The sequence below is a fragment of the Helicobacter pylori genome (assembly GCF_021062735.1).
GTDB classification, from domain to species: Bacteria; Campylobacterota; Campylobacteria; order Campylobacterales; family Helicobacteraceae; genus Helicobacter; species Helicobacter pylori_DN.
Genome location: NZ_JAHXLB010000007.1, coordinates 93397 through 109298, shown reverse-complemented (window position 1 = coordinate 109298; position 15902 = coordinate 93397). Strand labels below are relative to the sequence as shown.

Genomic DNA, 15902 nt, shown 5'->3' with positions numbered 1-15902 from the left:
TTGACGCTAATTTAAGCGATAGTTTTTAAAAAAGCGCTTTTTTATAGGGGGATTTAGTAGGGTTAAAAGGGGGATAGTTATTCCAAAATACTTCCTATATTATCAAGAAAATAAAATAAAACTTTAAGAACTTTAAGAAAATGAGTTTTTACGATAAAACGGAAGCTAAAACGATAAAACAAAGTTTCAAAACCCCATTTTTTAAAAATGTAAAGAACATTAAGAAATAAAGCTTATGGTGGGAATAAAGCTGAAAGTAACCTAACGCTTTAATCAAAATCAAAGCGTTAAATCTAACTAAGCGGTAAAGCGAAAACGCTCCTTAAAAAGCGTTTTAGCGTGTTTCCACAAAGATGGCTAAACCTTAAGCACGTTCAGATTTTTGCTTTTCTCTATACTCTATGATCATGCCGTGGATTTCATCTTTTAATTTTAATTTTTGTTTTTTCATGTGGCTGATTTCAGCGTCGCTAGCGTTTTGTTGCTCAGCGGTTTTGATGTCGTCATCAAGCTGGTTGTGTTTCTCAAAAATCTTATCAAAATGCGGATTATTCGCTTTTAACACGCTGATTTCGTCTCTAAATTCATGGAACATGGTTTTCTCCTTTAAGTTTGGATGTTTAAAGTATAATAAACTATCTTTTTAAAAAAACAACTTAAAAGAGCTATAAAATAGCTTTAAAGTGCGCGATAAAACGACAAAAAGGAATACCCATGGATATTCGCAACGAATTTTTACAATTTTTTCAAAATAAAGGGCATGAGATTTATCCCAGCATGCCTTTAGTGCCTAATGACGCCACCTTGCTTTTTACCAACGCTGGCATGGTGCAATTTAAAGATATTTTTACCGGGATGGTGCCACGCCCTAGCATTCCCAGAGCGACAAGCTCGCAATTGTGCATGCGCGCAGGCGGCAAGCATAACGATTTAGAAAATGTCGGTTATACCGCAAGACACCACACGCTTTTTGAAATGCTAGGGAATTTCTCTTTTGGGGATTATTTCAAAGAAGAAGCGATTTTGTTTGCGTGGGAATTTGTAACCAAGAATTTAGGGTTTAAGCCTAAAGATTTGTATATCAGCGTGCATGAAAAAGACGATGAAGCCGTTAAGCTATGGGAAAAGTTTGTGCCTTTTGACAGGATTAAAAAAATGGGCGATAAAGATAATTTCTGGCAAATGGGCGATAGCGGGCCTTGCGGGCCTTGCAGTGAAATTTATATTGATCAGGGCGAAAAACACTTTAAGGGGAGCGAGGATTATTTCGGGGGCGAGGGCGATAGGTTTTTAGAAATTTGGAATTTGGTGTTCATGCAATACGAACGCTCTAATGATGGCGTTTTATCCCCCTTGCCAAAGCCTAGCATTGATACAGGCATGGGATTAGAAAGGGTGCAAGCACTATTAGAATGTAAGCTCAATAATTTTGATTCTTCATTATTTGCACCCTTAATGGGAGAAATCAGCGAGCTTACAGGTTTGGATTATGCGAGCGAGTTCCAGCCAAGTTTTAGGGTAGTGGCCGATCATGCAAGAGCGGTAGCGTTCTTGCTCGCTCAAGGGGTGCATTTCAATAAGGAGGGCCGTGGCTATGTTTTGAGGCGCATTTTAAGGCGGACCTTAAGGCATGGGTATTTAATGGGCTTGAAAGAAGCGTTTTTATACAAAGTCGTGGGCGTGGTGTGCGAGCAATTTTCTAACACGCATGCGTATTTGAAAGAGTCTAAAGAAATGGTGATGAAAGAATGTTTTGAAGAAGAAGAGCGCTTTTTAGAGACTTTGGAATCTGGCATGGAATTGTTTAATTTGTCTTTAACGCATTTGAATGAAAATAAAATTTTTGATGGCAAGATCGCTTTCAAGCTTTATGACACTTTTGGTTTTCCTTTGGATTTAACAAACGACATGCTAAGAAGCCATGGGGCACGCGTGGACATGCAAGGCTTTGAAAATTGCATGCAAGAGCAAGTGAAACGCTCTAAAGCTTCATGGAAAGGCAAACAAAATAACGCTGATTTTAGCGCTATTTTAAACGCTTATGCGCCTAATGAATTTGTGGGGTATGAAACGACAGAATGTCCTGCTAAAGCTTTAGGATTTTTTGATAGCGGTTTTAAAGAAATAACAGAAGCAAATCCTAACCAAGAAGTCTGGGTCTTATTAGAAAAAACCCCTTTTTATGCAGAAGGTGGGGGGGCTATAGGCGATAGGGGCGCGCTTTTTAAAGACAATGAAGAAGCGGCTCTAGTGTTAGACACAAAAAACTTTTTTGGGCTTAATTTTTCGCTTCTTGAAATCAAAAAAGCGCTAAAAAAAGGCGATCAAGTGATCGCGCAAGTGAGCGATGAGCGCTTAGAAATCGCCAAACACCATAGCGCGACGCATTTATTGCAGAGCGCTTTAAGAGAAGTTTTAGGCTCGCATGTGAGTCAAGCGGGGAGTTTAGTGGAATCCAAACGATTGCGCTTTGATTTCTCGCACCCTAAAGCGCTCAATGATGAAGAGCTAGAAAAAGTAGAAGATTTAGTTAATGCTCAAATTTTCAAGCACCTAAATAGCCAGGTGGAGCATATGCCTTTAAACCAAGCCAAAGATAAGGGAGCGTTAGCGTTATTCAGTGAAAAATACGCTGAAAATGTGCGCGTGGTGAGCTTTAAAGAAGCGTCCATTGAATTGTGTGGGGGCATTCATGTGGAAAATACCGGGCTTATTGGGGGGTTTAGGATTGTAAAAGAAAGCGGGGTGAGTAGTGGGGTCAGACGCATTGAAGCGGTGTGCGGGAAAGCCTTTTACCAACTGGCTAAAGAAGAAAATAAAGAGCTTAAAAACGCTAAGACTTTATTGAAAAATAACGATGTGATCGCCGGCATCAACAAGCTTAAAGAGAGCGTGAAAAACAGCCAAAAAGCCCCCGTTTCTATGGATTTACCGGTTGAAAAAATCCATGGCGTGAGTTTGGTGGTGGGCGTAGTGGAACAAGGCGACATTAAAGAAATGATTGACCGATTGAAAGGTAAGCATGAAAAATTGCTCGCTATGGTGTTTAAAAAAGAAAATGAGCGAATCACTCTCGCATGCGGGGTGAAAAACGCGCCCATAAAAGCGAACGCATGGGCTAATGAAGTGGCGCAAATTTTAGGGGGCAAAGGGGGCGGGAGAGGTGATTTTGCGAGCGCTGGAGGCAAGGATATTGAAAATTTGCAAGCGGCGCTCAATTTAGCGAAAAATACCGCTCTTAAAGCTTTAGAGGGATAGCATGGAGCTTATTTTAGGCTCTCAATCTAGCGCTAGGGCGAATCTTTTAAAAGAGCATGGGATTAAGTTTGAACAAAAAGCGCTCTATTTTGATGAAGAAAGCCTAAAAACCACAGATCCTAGGGAGTTTGTCTATTTGGCGTGCAAGGGGAAATTAGAAAAAGCTAAAGAGTTACTTGCGAATAATTGCGTTATTGTGGTGGCTGATAGCGTGGTGAGCGTGGGTAATCGCATGCAACGAAAAGCTCAAAACAAGCGAGAAGCCCTTGAATTTTTAAAACGCCAAAATGGCAATGAAATAGAGGTTTTAACCTGCTCTGCATTGATTTCTCCTGTGTTGGAATGGCTGGATCTGTCGGTTTTTAGAGCGCGTTTAAAGGCGTTTGATCCTAGCGAGATAGAAAAATATTTAGAGAGCGGATTGTGGCAAGAAAGCGCGGGCTGTGTGCGGTTAGAAGACTTTCATAGGCCCTATATTAAAAGCTCAAGCAAGAATTTGAGCGTGGGGTTGGGGCTGAATGTGGAAGGCTTGTTAGGGGCACTACAATTAGGGGCTAAACTTTCATCGTTATAAACGCTATCATTTTATAAACATTAAAAACACTCTATCTAACTGATAAACCCCCTTGACAAACAAAAAAACGATATACTCTAGCATTTGATGTTTAAGGAGTTGTCATGGGGTCTTGGTTTCGTATTCTTTTATCAATCTTGGTGGTGGTTTTGGGATTAGCGCTTACTACCATGCTCTTAAATTGGCATGTTTAGCGGGAATGATCTATTGTGGCTATGGCATTATTACAGATTTTAACGCTCTATCAGCCGCAATGGGGTGGTGGTCTTTATCAAAAATAACATGGTTTTGCATAGGTTATGCGCTTTTTTGGTCGCTCGCGCTTATTATGGGTTTTCTTACATGCTCTGTGATAGAAGACTATTCGTAAAAATTGATTGAAAAAATTAAAATAGGGGAGAAACTAGAACCTTTAAAAACAGGTTCTAGCAAAAATATAAGGTTAGGGATTATTTCCCAAAACGCCCACCGGTGGTAGGGTAGCCATAAATAGAGCCATCTTTGATTTTCATGTGATCTTCCCAAGGCAATTTGTATTTACCAGCGGCTAAGTCTTTGATGTAGGTTAAGCCTGCGTCATGTTCTCCGCCCGGTTTAGCCACATACCCTCTATGGCCTAGGTTGTAAATGTTGTTTTCTAAGCCCCAGCTTAAGCGAGCGTTGTCTGCCATTTTAGGATAGATTTCCCCGGTTACAATCTCCCAAGGGTTGCGGTGCCCTTGAACAAGAGTCGTGCCATCAAAGTTACAGATTTGCCCTTCACCAAAGTAGTAAAAGACATTATCATAGCCGGCTAAATTCACGCTCACGGTATACATCAAATTGTGCCATGCGTTGGAGCGGTTGGTCAAAATCCATTGATCATTGACTTGAGTGCTATAGCCTGAAATGCGGATATACACATTGCACCCTTTATAAGCCGCTTCTCTAGCGAGCTCTGGAATCATGCCGTCATGGCAAATGCACACGGCTAATTTTGATCCGCCCGGACCTTCACACACAGGCATTCCTAAATCCCCAGGATACCATGGCTCAATAGGATTCCATGGGAATAGTTTGCGGTATTTTAAAATGATTTTACCTTGCGGATTGATGATAATGGCGGTGTTGTAGGGGTTTTTGTTAGAATCAGGATTGCGTTCCATGATTGAAAAAACACCATAAACTTTCGCCTCTTTACACGCTTTGGCGTAAGCTTCTGTCTCTTTACCCGGGACATCTAATAAAAACTCTTCGCTAAGCCACTTAGCGGTATTCAAACCTTGCGTGCTATACTCAGGGAAAATGATAAGTTCCACTCCCGGATACCCCGCTTTAGTCGCATGCAAGGTTCTAATAATGCTTTCAATATTGTGATCAATATCCTTACGGCTGTTGACAATTGGCACAGGAAACTGAATGGCTGCCACTAAAAACCCTTCAATAGGTTTGCCCATACTACCGATACTTCCCATAATAACTCCTTCTAAAAGTTTTGTCGCAATAACAATAACAATTATTGCGGGAGAATAGTATTGCAAGAGAACTAATTTAGAGTAAATGCGAGATTTTTTGATAAAAAGATTTAAATCTATTTTTAAAGCGCTTTTCAGCCTCTATAAGCGCTACTTTAAAAACCCCTAAAAACCCTTTAACAATTCCACAAATTCCTTAAAAATATAGTGGCTTTCTTTGGGGCCGGGGCTGCTTTCTGGGTGGTGTTGGACAGAAATAATGGGAGCGTTTTTATAGTGCACGCCCTCAATGGTGTTGTCAAAAAGATTGCGGTGCGTGATAGTAGCGATTTCTTCAATTTCTTCAGGGACGCAATAGTTGTGGTTTTGCGCGGTGATTTCCACGGCGTTTGTTTCTAGGTTTTTAACCGGGTGGTTGCTCCCATGATGGCCAAATTTGAGTTTGTAAGTAGGGTAGCCTTGCGCGATAGAGAGCAATTGATGCCCTAAGCAAATGCCAAACATGGGGATTTTAGCGTTAATGAGCTGCTTGATTTCTTTAATTTCTTGCTGCAAGCTCAAAGGATCGCCAGGCCCATTAGAGAGAAAAATCCCGCTAATTTCTTTTTTTTCATAGGCTTTAATCAGCTCGCTAGCCTTAGTGTGGTGCGGGTAAATAAGGGCTTTTAACCCCACATTTTGAAGCTCGTTTAAAATATTGCCCTTAGCCCCAAAATCTAACACAGCGATAATTTTATGAGAGGTTTTTTCATCAAAAGGCTTGTAATCTAGGGTTTTGAAATCAAAAGTAGCACGCTGGTGCGTGATGATTTTTGGCGTGGAAACGCTAGACACTAAGGGGGAGTGGGAAATTTTAGGGGCGTTTTTTAAAATTTCTTCAAGCTTGTTTTTGTCATGCTCTATCGTGGAAGCGACCATCATCAAGCACCCATGATGGCGTAGGGTTTTAATCAAACTCCTGGTATCAACGCCACAAATCCCTAAAACGCCACGCTCTTTCAAATAAGCGCTCAAGCTAAAATCCGCCCTTGAGTTAGAAAAAAATTCGTTGTAATGGCGCGCTAAAACCCCTGCGCATGAAAAAAAGGATTCATCATCTTTAGAATTAGCGCCCACAACCCCAATTTCAGGCATGCTAAAAACCACAAATTGCCCCTTATAGCTAGGGTCGCTAATGACTTCTTGATAGCCGCTCATAGAAGTGTTAAAAACAAGCTCGCCCACTTGCGTGCCGCTAGCCCCAAAACTTTGAGCCTGTAAAAAAAGCCCGTTTTCTAAATAAAGAGAGACCATTATAAAAAGCCTTTGCGTCTTAATTCTTCTTCATAGAGCCTTTCAAACACCAACTCGTATTCATCGCTCCCTACGGGGAGTTTGCGTTTGTAATGCTTGATTTTTTCATGCACTTCATTTTCAATGCTTTCATACGCTTTAGAATAGGTGTCAATGGATTTGTAAATCAAGTTTCTTATCAAATTTTCAGACACGCTAAACATGATCAAATCTTCATCTAGGATTTTATTCAAAATCTGGTGCGACAAATCGTTGCACCTTTCCTCCCAAAACAAATGAAAGCCCTCTTTTTGAGCGATCTGTCTTTTAATCATCCAAAAAAGCTGCCTTTCATCCATTCGCATGAATTCTATCTCATCGGTGTTTTCTTCTAAAAGCTCTCTGGCTTGCTCATCTATGGCGTTTTCTTTTTTAACGCTTTTTTCCAAAATCCCTTCTATCAATTCACACAATAATTCTCTAGGGGCTTTTAATTCTAATAGTTTTGAATGGATAAAGTCATTGGCAATCTTATGGCTGATATGGTTTATATGGGTTAGTTTGAGTCTCATGATTTTTCTCGCATATTTTATTTATTTTTAGAGTGTATTTTATCATTCTTTAGATAAAATGCTTTTTAAAGAATGGGTTTAATGGTGCACCAAACTATAGGATTGTAGAATCTTATCAGCGTAGATGATTGTAATATCAGGGCGTTTTTTAGAAATCTTAGTGTTAATCAGTCTTAACCTCCCCCCTTCTTTAATGCCATAGAATTGAAGCCTTAAAGCGAGCTGTTTATCGTTAGTGCGGATTTGATGAATGCCCCTTAATTGCAAGGCTGTGGCGACTTCTTTGGCTAAGAAATGCCGGTTTAATAATTTTTCATTAGCACCAGAAATTTTACTCCCCCATAAAAAAAGCGTTTCAGTGAGCATTAAAAGATACAAACTAAAAACGCGCAAATAATACTGCCCCCTAAATTCCTTTAAACGCACCCTAAGGCTATTTAAAACGCTTTTAACAAACAAAGGCAAACCGATTAACGCTAAGGGGGCGAAAGTTTTTAAATCTATCTCTTGGCGCATGCTCAAAAGCAAAGGGAAAAGCCAACCGCTCGCGCTCATAAAGGCTAGTAGCGATGGCTTTTTATCCAAAAGGGCTTTATAGATCGTATAAGGGTAGTAGAGGAAGAATAAGGGCGAATATAAAAGCATGAGTTCTAAGCATGTGTCTATAAAATACCCACTAGGCAAGCCCTTATTGAAACTCCCGCTAAAAAGAGCGATATTCACGCCTAAACCCACCAAAATAAAGATCGCGCTCTTAAAGTAGCGTCTCCTTAAAGCGTAGGCAAAAACCCCTAGTAAAAGCGGGATAAACGCGCCGTCTAAAAACGCGCAAGCGCTGAGGGTTAAATAAGGGATTTTTTGGGTTTTGATATATAAATAGCTAATCAAAAGCCCAAGGCTTAACACCAGCACGCTTTTAGCCAATAAAATCGCAAAGAGATTCACCCCAGGCAATAAAGCGTAAGTCAATACCACATAAAGGGCGTCTTTAGGCTTTTTTAAAATCTTTCGCCCTATCAAATAAAATAAAAACATGTTAATGAGATGAGCGATCAAAAAAGGCAATCTTAAAGCCAAATCGTTTTGACCCAAAATTTCAGTGCTTTTTTGAGCGATTTGAACAAACCATGCATTGCTATAAAAAAAATCCTTCGCTTCATTGTAGCTGATAGAAATTTCTTTACTCATCAACAGCCCCAAAGCTAGGACTAAAAAAACCATGATGATAAAGACTAAATCGCTTAAATCAAAGCTTCTTGTTTTTTTCTCTGGATAAATAAAATAGCTAAAGTATAACAGAGTGCTTTGTAAGGGGCTTAGTTGCATGACTTAAATTTTTTTTAATTCTTTTAAAAGAGCGGGCAAAGCAATGAGTAAGCCTGAACATAAAATCAAAGCCACCCCCAAAGAGCTTTTAAGATCCAAGAATTTATCGCCCAAATACAGCCCAAACAACAGCCCCCAAACAATGCGGGTGTATTCAATGGGGGCAATGATCCCAGCGGGCGCGTTCATGTAAGCATAAGTTAAGAAATACTGCCCTAAAGTCCCGCTAATCCCTATTAAAGAAATCCACAAAATGTCTTCTTTTCTAGGGACATGAATGCCTGTGGATAAAAAAGGAATATCAATGAACATGCCCACTAATCCAAGAAGGCTCATGCCAAAAGCGAACGCTAAAATCACGGCTTGCTTGTCATAATATTCCCTCAAATCCCTTAAAGTGATATACGCTAAAGACACAAAGATTCCGCTCAATATGCCCATAAAAATTTCAACCGGCCCCACATTTTCCACGCTAGGATCTGAAATCAACACCACCCCCACTAGTCCGATGCATGCAGAAATTAACACGCTTCTTTTGAGCTTTTCTTTCAAAAGAAAAGGGGAAAGAAGCACCGTATAAATAGGCGCGCATTGCGAGAAAGCCGTCGCTGTAGCGAGCGAAATTTTTTCAATATTATAAAAAAACGCCAGCATGGCTAAACCCCCCACAACGACCCTAAAAGCGAGCTTTTTAAAACCGCCTTGTTTGTAACTCTTCAAGCGGTAGGGTTTGAAAGGATAAATAAATAAGAGTAAGAGCGTCATGGTAATGGAGCGGTAAAACACATTCTCCATAGGGGAAAAATAATCCGCTGTGATTTTAACAAACGCGCTCATGATCCCAAAGCATAAATTCGCCAAGAGTATCATTGAAACGCCAAATAAAATGGTATTACGCATGCTTTTTGCTCATAGATTAAAGATTTTTAGGGTAGTTTAACCTAAAATCTCTAATTAAGACTTAAGTTTTTAAGCTCTAAAAGCATAAAAATTGCATTGATTGGTAAAATCATGTTATAACAATGTTCTAGGAGTTTTACCTTTTGTTTTGTCTAGAATCATTCTAGAAGCTTCAGCATTTCAAACTCCTTATAGAAATATGAAAACATAAAAACACGAATCCTTTTTGAAAATAAACTCCTAGACCCTTTTTAAAGGGTTTGAATGCCACTAAGAAAACTCTTTTAAGCTTTTTAAATTTTTTAATCTCATTAGGGAATGGATTTTGCTTAATATCAGCGTAAAATTCAATTTTAGGAAATTCGCATGGCTGTTTCTTCTATCAACCAGTTTGATTCTAACCTCTATGGGCTTTTAAACGCTAAAAGCGCTCCTAAAGAAGACCTAGCTCCTATTGAAAGCACAGAAAAAGTAGAGCGAGAAAAAAAAGACGCTCCAACAGAAAACCTCCCCTTTGACCCTGACAAGCGAGAGACTTACGGCTTTTTGGTTTTAGAATTGATGAGCGATAGAGAGTATGAGGCTTTTTTAAGGGCTACGGCCGGGATGGATGAGAGCCAGAAACGCTTGGCCGCTCAGTCGCTCTATAGTTTGACGGATTTTTATAACGGGAAATTCTCTAAAGAAGTGGAAAACGCCCCCAAACAACCGGTGAATGGCTTGCACAAAAAAGCCCTACAAACCTTTAACGCCACCAACCATAACGCTTTTTTGCAACGCTATCAAAACGCTTACAACAACCCTTCCTCTATGGATGTGATTCTTTAAAGATTAATCAAGGATTGATCATCAAAAATAGCGTTTTGATGATGACCAACGCCCAGTGGGATCAAAGCTAAAAATTTTGGTTCAATCCGTCTCTTCCAAACTCTTAAACACCTTGATGAGATCGATATGCTCATCAATATCATGCGCTCTTAAAATGCTCGCTCCATTTTGCAGCGCCATTAAATGCAAACTCAAAGTGCCGGCGAGCCGGTCTTGAACTTCACGCCCAGTGATAAGCCCGATCGTGTTTTTACGACTCGCTCCCACCAATAAGGGTTTTTTGAATTTGAGAAAGTGGCTTAAATGCTTGATTAAAGCTAAATTATGCTCTTTTAATTTAGCGAATCCAAACCCTATATCTAAAATAACATCTTGGAGTGCGTATTTTTCTAAAACCTCTAGTTTTTCCTTAAAGAAGCGATCCATTTCATCAAACAGATTGTGGTAAAAAACATTTTCTTGCATGTCTTTGGGGGTTTTTTGAGCGTGCATTAAAACGCAAGTGGGCTTGTAATCTCTTGTGACTTCTAGCATTTCAATGCTATTAAAACCGCTCACATCATTAAGGATGGAAAAACAATGCTCCAAAGCCATTTTAGCGGTTGTGGCATGGTAGGTGTCTATGCTGAATTGAGCGCACTGGTAGAGTTTTTGAGATTTGATTTCTAATAAAACTTCTTTTAAGCGATCTTGCTCTGTTTTTGGATCAATGATTTCACTCTCTGGCCTTGAACTGGCCGCGCCTATATCAATGAGCGTGATACCCTTTTCTAGTAATTGATAGATTTCTTCAAGCGCTTTTTTGCTACTAAACCGGCTCTTTTCATAGAAGCTATCCGGCGTGAGATTCAAGATTGCCATGATCTGTGGGGCGTTAGGCTTTTTAGCTTTGAGGTGGCTTTTTAATTCTTGCGCTAAATGTTTAAGCCCAAAGGGTTGGGAATGGCACTTAACAATAAGGCGTTCTAATTGGTTAGCGCTCACAATCAACACCCCATCATAAAAAGGCTCTTTAGCTAAAATACAATCTCTTGGCGTGGCAAAATCGCCCCCAACGCTTATGGCTTCTTGTTTTAAAATCAGCGTTGCACTTAGGGGCAGGTGTTGGATCTCAAAAACAAAGCTAACGCCTTTTTGGCGCATGCGATCTTGTGCGATCTTTTCTGGGCCTATTTTTTGCAGAGCGTTTTTGAGCGCATCAGGGTTAAGGCGTTTTACAATCATGGCGTTTTCTTTTTAGATAAAAGGCTTAAAAGCAGGGGTAAAAGATTATAGCTGAGCTTGTAATAAGAGCTGTTAGCCTTGATCGCTAAATCAAAGGCTTGCAATTCTTGCTCGTTTAAGGGGATCTTATGCCTGTTAACACTCTCTAACAGGCTTTCAATTTTTTCCCTCTGATTTTCTCTGGAATCAAAATTTTCTTTGTCTAAATTTTTTAAAAACGCATAAATATCTTTCAAATCCAGCTTGGATAAATCCAAATCTAAAGGTTTTAGAGGGATTTTTTGGCGTTTGTCTTCTTTGATCAGGCGGGATTTAATGGTGGCTAAAACATGGTTTGGGCTTTTAGCGAACATGATAAAACAAACATTATTCGGAGGTTCTTCTAAGATTTTTAAAAGCGCGTTTTGGGCTTCTGTGCCATAGCTAGGAGCGGCGATTAAAAAAGCGTTTAATTCGCTGTGTTTGAGGTTGGCCTTGGATAGGACTTCTTTGGCATGCTCTATTTTAAAATCCTTGTTAAAAGTTTTGATCACCTTTTTGTCTTTTTCAATAATCTCGGTGTAGAATTTAATGTGGTGTTCAAAAAGGCTTGCAGTCTCTTCTAGGCTCTCTTCAAGATTGTCCGTATAAATAAGGCGGTTGGAGTTTTTCACAAAGTAACCTTATTGTATAGCACGCTAAAAAGCGCGTTTTCAAAGAGTTTGAAGAGTTGCAATAATTTATAATCTAGCAAGCTATCATGCTCTTTTAAAAGCAAGCAATCTTCTTTAAGCTCTTCAAAAAGCCATAAAAAACTAGGGATTTTACTCAGTAGTAAGGTTTTTAAGCCTTCATTTTCAATTTTCCCAACATGCCAAAACATGGGATTTTGATAAGTCAGCTCTATGGTGGCTAGAGAGAGATTCGCATCGTTTTTGGGGTAGAAAGAAGAAGCGTTAAAATCAATGACGGACAATAAGGGGCGCTCTTTTAAATCTTTGGGGTTTAGGTTAGAAAGGATGTAGTTTAAAAACCAGTGCCTAGAAGAATCCGCGCTCACCAACAGCGATCCGCCATTAAGCACATGCGAGATGGTTTGTGCGATGAGTTTGGCATAGCTTGATCGCTCTAATTCCAACCACCCGCTTTGTTGCGCGATAAACTCCCCTTGATCACGCACAAATTCTTTGATCCAGTCGTAGAAATTTTTCATTGATCTAATTGATACACCGCATGCAAAGTTCTAACCGCTAATTCAGCGTATTTAATGTCAATCAAAACCGAAATTTTAATCTCGCTTGTAGAAATCATCATGATATTAATATTGTCTTTGGCTAGGGCTTTAAAAGCGATGCTCGCTACCCCAGAATGCGACTTCATGCCCACGCCCACTATGGAAACTTTAGCGATATTTTCATCATAATCAATGGAATCCATTTGCGCTAAAAAGGGCTTTAAGGCTTGCTTGGTTTCTTCTATTTGGGTTTTAACGATCGTAAAATCCAAGTCGGTTTTGCCGTCTCTGCCGATCGTTTGGACTATCATATCCACATTAATGCGATACTCCGCTAAAGCGCCAAAGATTTCAGCGGCAATGCCAGGCCGATCTTCCACGCCCTCCATGCTCACACGAGCCTGATTCTTATCCAATGCGATCCCACTCACTATAGGGGTTTCCATGCGTTCTCCTTTAAAATCTTTTTCAGCCACAATGAGCGTGCCTTCGCTATGGTTAAACGAATTGCGAGTCACTAATTTCACGCTGAGTTTTTTGGCTAATTCTACCGAGCGGTTTAACAACACTTTAGCCCCCATAGAAGCCAGTTCAAGCATTTCATCATAGCTGATTTGCACGATTTTTTGAGCCTTTTCTTCAATGCGCGGATCGGTGGTATAAACGCCATCCACATCCGTATAGATTTCGCACAAATGCGCCTTTAAAGCCCCGGCCAAAGCGACCGCGCTCAAATCGCTCCCCCCACGCCCTAAAGTCGTTGTTTCGCCTTGAATATCAGCGCCTTGAAACCCAGCGATCACCACAATGTAGTTTTTTTCTAAAAGCTCTGTGATGCGTTTGGTGTCAATGGATTGGATCACGGCGTTTTGAAAATGCGAGCTGGTTAAAATGCCAGCTTCTTTCCCGCTCAATGAAATGGCTCTATGCCCATACCTCTCTAACGCCATGCTTAAAGCCGCGCTTGAAATCAATTCCCCCACGCTTACAATCCTATCCATTTCTCGCTTGTTAGGGTTATGGCTGAAATTCTTGCCAAATTCTAAAAGCCTATCGGTTTCGCCGCTCATCGCCGAAACCACCACCACCACCTGATGCCCTAATTTAACGCTTTCTAAAACTCTTTGAGCGACATTGTGGATCCTTTCCACGCTGCCCATGCTCGTGCCGCCGTATTTTTGAACGATTAACACCCTAAATACCCCTCTTTTCTGAAATAAGCAATGACTTGGCGATACACTTGGCGTTTAAAGGGAACGATTTTTTTAAGCAAATCCTTAAGGTGAATGAATTGATAAGCTCTAAATTCTGGCGTGTGTTTGTTCAAATCAATGTTGTTAGCATGCTTTAGGCGCACTAAAAAATAGCGTTGCTTTTGCCCGTCAAACGAATAGAATTTATGCTCTATATTGCTTGGGAAATCATAGGCGATCCATCTGGGGTATTGCGCCAAAATCTCTATTTCATTCGTGCCAATTTCTTCTAATAATTCTCTATGGAGCGCTTCTAAAGGGGTTTCGCCCTCATCAATGCCCCCTTGGGGGAATTGCCATGCCCCTTCAATATCTATGCGCTCAGCGATAAAAATTTCGCATGTATTAGGGTAATCTGGCGACACAATGATAGCCGCAACATTAGGACGATATTTTTTATGTAGCATAGGTCTTTATTTTAGCTCTTTCTTGTTTGATTAAGATGGTATTATAGTGCATGCTGGCTTTAAGTAGGGTTAAGAACGCCATTAAAATCAAAAATTAAAAAAAAGGGCTTGAAACTCATTTTAATAGCGCCCAAACAGCGCTATTAAAACTAAGAGAATTTATTTGAGAGTGGGGATGTATTTGGCTAAAGCTTTGATGTCTTCATCGCTTAATTTTTTAGCTTGCGCGGTCATGACAGGATTCTTGTTGGCACCGCTTTTAAAATCCATAAGATCTTTTTCAATTTCTGCTTCACTCATCATGTTGACGATTTTGCTTTTGCCTAAAGCTTTCTTTTCAAACTTAACCCCATGGCAAGCGGCACAACTTTTTGCAAGAGCCTTAACATCTGTTGCCATTAAAGTGTTTGCGAACGCTAAAACGCCTAAAGCCATAATAACCTTTTTCATCGTTTGTCTCCTCATGCTTATCAAAATAATCTTAAAATGATACAATTACAAGTTTAAGTTTCGCTTAAAATGAAATGAAAATGAGAGAAATAAATATGATTTTATACATTCATATCCCCTTTTGTGAAAATAAATGCGGTTATTGCGCTTTCAATTCCTATGAAAATAAGCATGGGCTAAAAGAAGAATACACTCAAGCGCTATGCCTGGATTTAAAGCATGCCTTAAATCAAACTGATGAACCAATTGAAAGCGTTTTTATTGGCGGCGGCACGCCTAACACTTTAAGCGTAAAGTCTTTTGAAAGGATTTTTGAAAGCATCCATCGCAATGCAAACTTGAGCATGGATTGTGAGATCACCACTGAAGCTAACCCCGAATTGATTTCTAAAGCTTGGTGTCAAGGCTTAAAAGATTTAGGGATCAACCGCTTGAGTTTAGGGGTGCAAAGTTTTAGGGAAGATAAATTATTGTTTTTAGAGCGCCAGCATTCCAAAAATATCGCTCCTGTGATAGAAACTATTTTAAAAAGCGGGATTGAAAATGTCAGCATTGATTTGATTTATAACACCCCATTAGACAATGAAAACTCTTTAAAAGAAGAATTAAAGCTCGCTAAAGAACTCCCCATCAACCACTTGAGCGCTTATGCTTTGAGTATTGAAAAAAACACGAATTTAGAAAAAAACGCCAAAAAACCCTCATGCGCTAATTTTGACAATGTGATAAAAGAGGCTTTAGAGGGCTTTTCTTTCAAGCAATACGAAGTGTCTAATTACGCTAGAAATTATCAAGTCAAACACAACCTAGCTTACTGGGGGGCTAAAGATTATTTAGGGTGCGGGGCTGGGGCTGTGGGCTGCGTGGCGAATGAGCGCTTTTTTGCGAAAAAACTCATAGAAAACTACATCAAAGACCCCCTAAAACGCCAAGTTGAGACGCTTAATAAACAAGACAAGCGCTTAGAAAAGCTGTTTTTAGGCTTGAGATGCGTGCTGGGGGTTGAACTTAGTTTGTTAGATGGAAATAAAGTAAAGTTTTTGATTGAAGAGAACAAGGCTTTCATTAAAAATAACCGATTGATAGCGAGCGATTTTTTCATGGCTGATGAAATGGCTTTGTGGCTGTTATAAGGCTCTGCTTCAATCAAGCGTCAATAAAAACGCCAAAA

General features: G+C 39.9%; 17 protein-coding genes. 5 read left to right on the top strand and 12 right to left on the bottom strand.

Annotated elements, in window-relative coordinates:
• Positions 1-364: 364 nt before the first annotated feature.
• Positions 365-595: a YdcH family protein gene (locus KX581_RS04540; RefSeq protein WP_000468322.1), complete on the bottom strand. Its 231-nt coding sequence runs from the start codon at positions 593-595 to the stop codon at positions 365-367.
• Between the two features lie 119 nt (positions 596-714).
• Here KX581_RS04540 and alaS point away from each other — a divergent pair, with 119 nt between their 5' ends.
• From alaS to KX581_RS04525, 3 genes are all read left to right on the top strand, one after another.
• Complete coding sequence (gene alaS, locus KX581_RS04535; protein WP_231175699.1) at positions 715-3258, top strand: alanine--tRNA ligase; 2544 nt, start codon at positions 715-717, stop codon at positions 3256-3258.
• 1 nt (position 3259) lies between these two features.
• Positions 3260-3832: a septum formation inhibitor Maf gene (gene maf / locus KX581_RS04530; RefSeq protein WP_231175698.1), complete on the top strand. Its 573-nt coding sequence runs from the start codon at positions 3260-3262 to the stop codon at positions 3830-3832.
• Between the two features lie 112 nt (positions 3833-3944).
• On the top strand, positions 3945-4202 hold the full coding sequence (locus KX581_RS04525) for a hypothetical protein (RefSeq protein ID WP_024118323.1): 258 nt from the start codon (positions 3945-3947) through the stop codon (positions 4200-4202).
• 79 nt (positions 4203-4281) lie between these two features.
• Here the strand turns inward: KX581_RS04525 and KX581_RS04520 are convergent, their stop codons facing one another.
• The 5 genes from KX581_RS04520 to KX581_RS04500 all read right to left on the bottom strand — a co-directional run bounded on the left by KX581_RS04520 (position 4282) and on the right by KX581_RS04500 (position 9356).
• A complete protein-coding gene (locus KX581_RS04520) occupies positions 4282-5286 on the bottom strand; it encodes a formamidase (RefSeq protein ID WP_097707013.1) in 1005 nt (334 codons plus the stop codon).
• Between the two features lie 165 nt (positions 5287-5451).
• Positions 5452-6579: a glutamine-hydrolyzing carbamoyl-phosphate synthase small subunit gene (gene carA / locus KX581_RS04515; RefSeq protein ID WP_231175697.1), complete on the bottom strand. Its 1128-nt coding sequence runs from the start codon at positions 6577-6579 to the stop codon at positions 5452-5454.
• A complete protein-coding gene (locus KX581_RS04510) occupies positions 6579-7130 on the bottom strand; it encodes a DUF507 family protein (RefSeq protein ID WP_001237418.1) in 552 nt (183 codons plus the stop codon). Before KX581_RS04510 ends, carA begins: the two co-directional genes overlap by 1 nt.
• 78 nt (positions 7131-7208) lie before the next feature.
• Positions 7209-8456: a glycosyltransferase family 39 protein gene (locus KX581_RS04505; protein ID WP_231175696.1), complete on the bottom strand. Its 1248-nt coding sequence runs from the start codon at positions 8454-8456 to the stop codon at positions 7209-7211.
• Between the two features lie 3 nt (positions 8457-8459).
• Positions 8460-9356: a DMT family transporter gene (locus KX581_RS04500; RefSeq protein ID WP_231175695.1), complete on the bottom strand. Its 897-nt coding sequence runs from the start codon at positions 9354-9356 to the stop codon at positions 8460-8462.
• Positions 9357-9722: 366 nt separating this feature from the next.
• On the opposite strand from KX581_RS04500, the gene KX581_RS04495 reads away from it, so the two are divergent.
• A complete protein-coding gene (locus KX581_RS04495) occupies positions 9723-10184 on the top strand; it encodes a hypothetical protein (RefSeq protein ID WP_120872714.1) in 462 nt (153 codons plus the stop codon).
• Between the two features lie 81 nt (positions 10185-10265).
• On the opposite strand, the gene folP is transcribed toward KX581_RS04495, so the two are convergent.
• The 6 genes from folP to KX581_RS04465 all read right to left on the bottom strand — a co-directional run bounded on the left by folP (position 10266) and on the right by KX581_RS04465 (position 14731).
• A complete protein-coding gene (gene folP, locus KX581_RS04490) occupies positions 10266-11408 on the bottom strand; it encodes a dihydropteroate synthase (RefSeq protein WP_120872713.1) in 1143 nt (380 codons plus the stop codon).
• Positions 11405-12061: a DNA polymerase III subunit delta' gene (locus tag KX581_RS04485; protein ID WP_033757199.1), complete on the bottom strand. Its 657-nt coding sequence runs from the start codon at positions 12059-12061 to the stop codon at positions 11405-11407. Before KX581_RS04485 ends, folP begins: the two co-directional genes overlap by 4 nt.
• On the bottom strand, positions 12058-12600 hold the full coding sequence (locus KX581_RS04480; RefSeq protein ID WP_000788228.1) for a HobA family DNA replication regulator: 543 nt from the start codon (positions 12598-12600) through the stop codon (positions 12058-12060). The genes KX581_RS04485 and KX581_RS04480 overlap by 4 nt, the downstream gene beginning before the upstream one ends.
• Entirely contained in the window at positions 12597-13814 is a 1218-nt protein-coding gene (locus tag KX581_RS04475) for an aspartate kinase (RefSeq protein WP_120836349.1), read from the bottom strand. The genes KX581_RS04480 and KX581_RS04475 overlap by 4 nt, the downstream gene beginning before the upstream one ends.
• Entirely contained in the window at positions 13808-14281 is a 474-nt protein-coding gene (locus KX581_RS04470; protein ID WP_231175694.1) for an RNA pyrophosphohydrolase, read from the bottom strand. Before KX581_RS04470 ends, KX581_RS04475 begins: the two co-directional genes overlap by 7 nt.
• A 159-nt stretch (positions 14282-14440) precedes the next feature.
• Complete coding sequence (locus KX581_RS04465) at positions 14441-14731, bottom strand: c-type cytochrome (RefSeq protein WP_096470370.1); 291 nt, start codon at positions 14729-14731, stop codon at positions 14441-14443.
• Between the two features lie 95 nt (positions 14732-14826).
• Here KX581_RS04465 and hemW point away from each other — a divergent pair, with 95 nt between their 5' ends.
• The gene (gene hemW, locus KX581_RS04460; protein WP_231175700.1) at positions 14827-15864 is read left to right on the top strand and encodes a radical SAM family heme chaperone HemW; all 1038 of its coding nucleotides are present in this window, start codon (positions 14827-14829) and stop codon (positions 15862-15864) included.
• Positions 15865-15902: the final 38 nt, after the last annotated feature.

Bases quoted from the DNA above. Each gene is read 5' to 3' on its own strand.
- alaS (WP_231175699.1), top strand. From the start codon at position 715: ATGGATATTCGCAACGAATTTTTACAATTTTTTCAAAATAAAGGGCAT.
- KX581_RS04480 (WP_000788228.1), bottom strand. From the start codon at position 12,600: ATGAAAAATTTCTACGACTGGATCAAAGAATTTGTGCGTGATCAAGGG.
- KX581_RS04540 (WP_000468322.1), bottom strand. From the start codon at position 595: ATGTTCCATGAATTTAGAGACGAAATCAGCGTGTTAAAAGCGAATAAT.
- KX581_RS04520 (WP_097707013.1), bottom strand. From the start codon at position 5,286: ATGGGAAGTATCGGTAGTATGGGCAAACCTATTGAAGGGTTTTTAGTG.
- KX581_RS04505 (WP_231175696.1), bottom strand. From the start codon at position 8,456: ATGCAACTAAGCCCCTTACAAAGCACTCTGTTATACTTTAGCTATTTT.
- folP (WP_120872713.1), bottom strand. From the start codon at position 11,408: ATGATTGTAAAACGCCTTAACCCTGATGCGCTCAAAAACGCTCTGCAA.
- KX581_RS04470 (WP_231175694.1), bottom strand. From the start codon at position 14,281: ATGCTACATAAAAAATATCGTCCTAATGTTGCGGCTATCATTGTGTCG.
- KX581_RS04465 (WP_096470370.1), bottom strand. From the start codon at position 14,731: ATGAAAAAGGTTATTATGGCTTTAGGCGTTTTAGCGTTCGCAAACACT.
- carA (WP_231175697.1), bottom strand. From the start codon at position 6,579: ATGGTCTCTCTTTATTTAGAAAACGGGCTTTTTTTACAGGCTCAAAGT.
- maf (WP_231175698.1), top strand. From the start codon at position 3,260: ATGGAGCTTATTTTAGGCTCTCAATCTAGCGCTAGGGCGAATCTTTTA.
- KX581_RS04500 (WP_231175695.1), bottom strand. From the start codon at position 9,356: ATGCGTAATACCATTTTATTTGGCGTTTCAATGATACTCTTGGCGAAT.
- KX581_RS04495 (WP_120872714.1), top strand. From the start codon at position 9,723: ATGGCTGTTTCTTCTATCAACCAGTTTGATTCTAACCTCTATGGGCTT.
- KX581_RS04510 (WP_001237418.1), bottom strand. From the start codon at position 7,130: ATGAGACTCAAACTAACCCATATAAACCATATCAGCCATAAGATTGCC.
- hemW (WP_231175700.1), top strand. From the start codon at position 14,827: ATGATTTTATACATTCATATCCCCTTTTGTGAAAATAAATGCGGTTAT.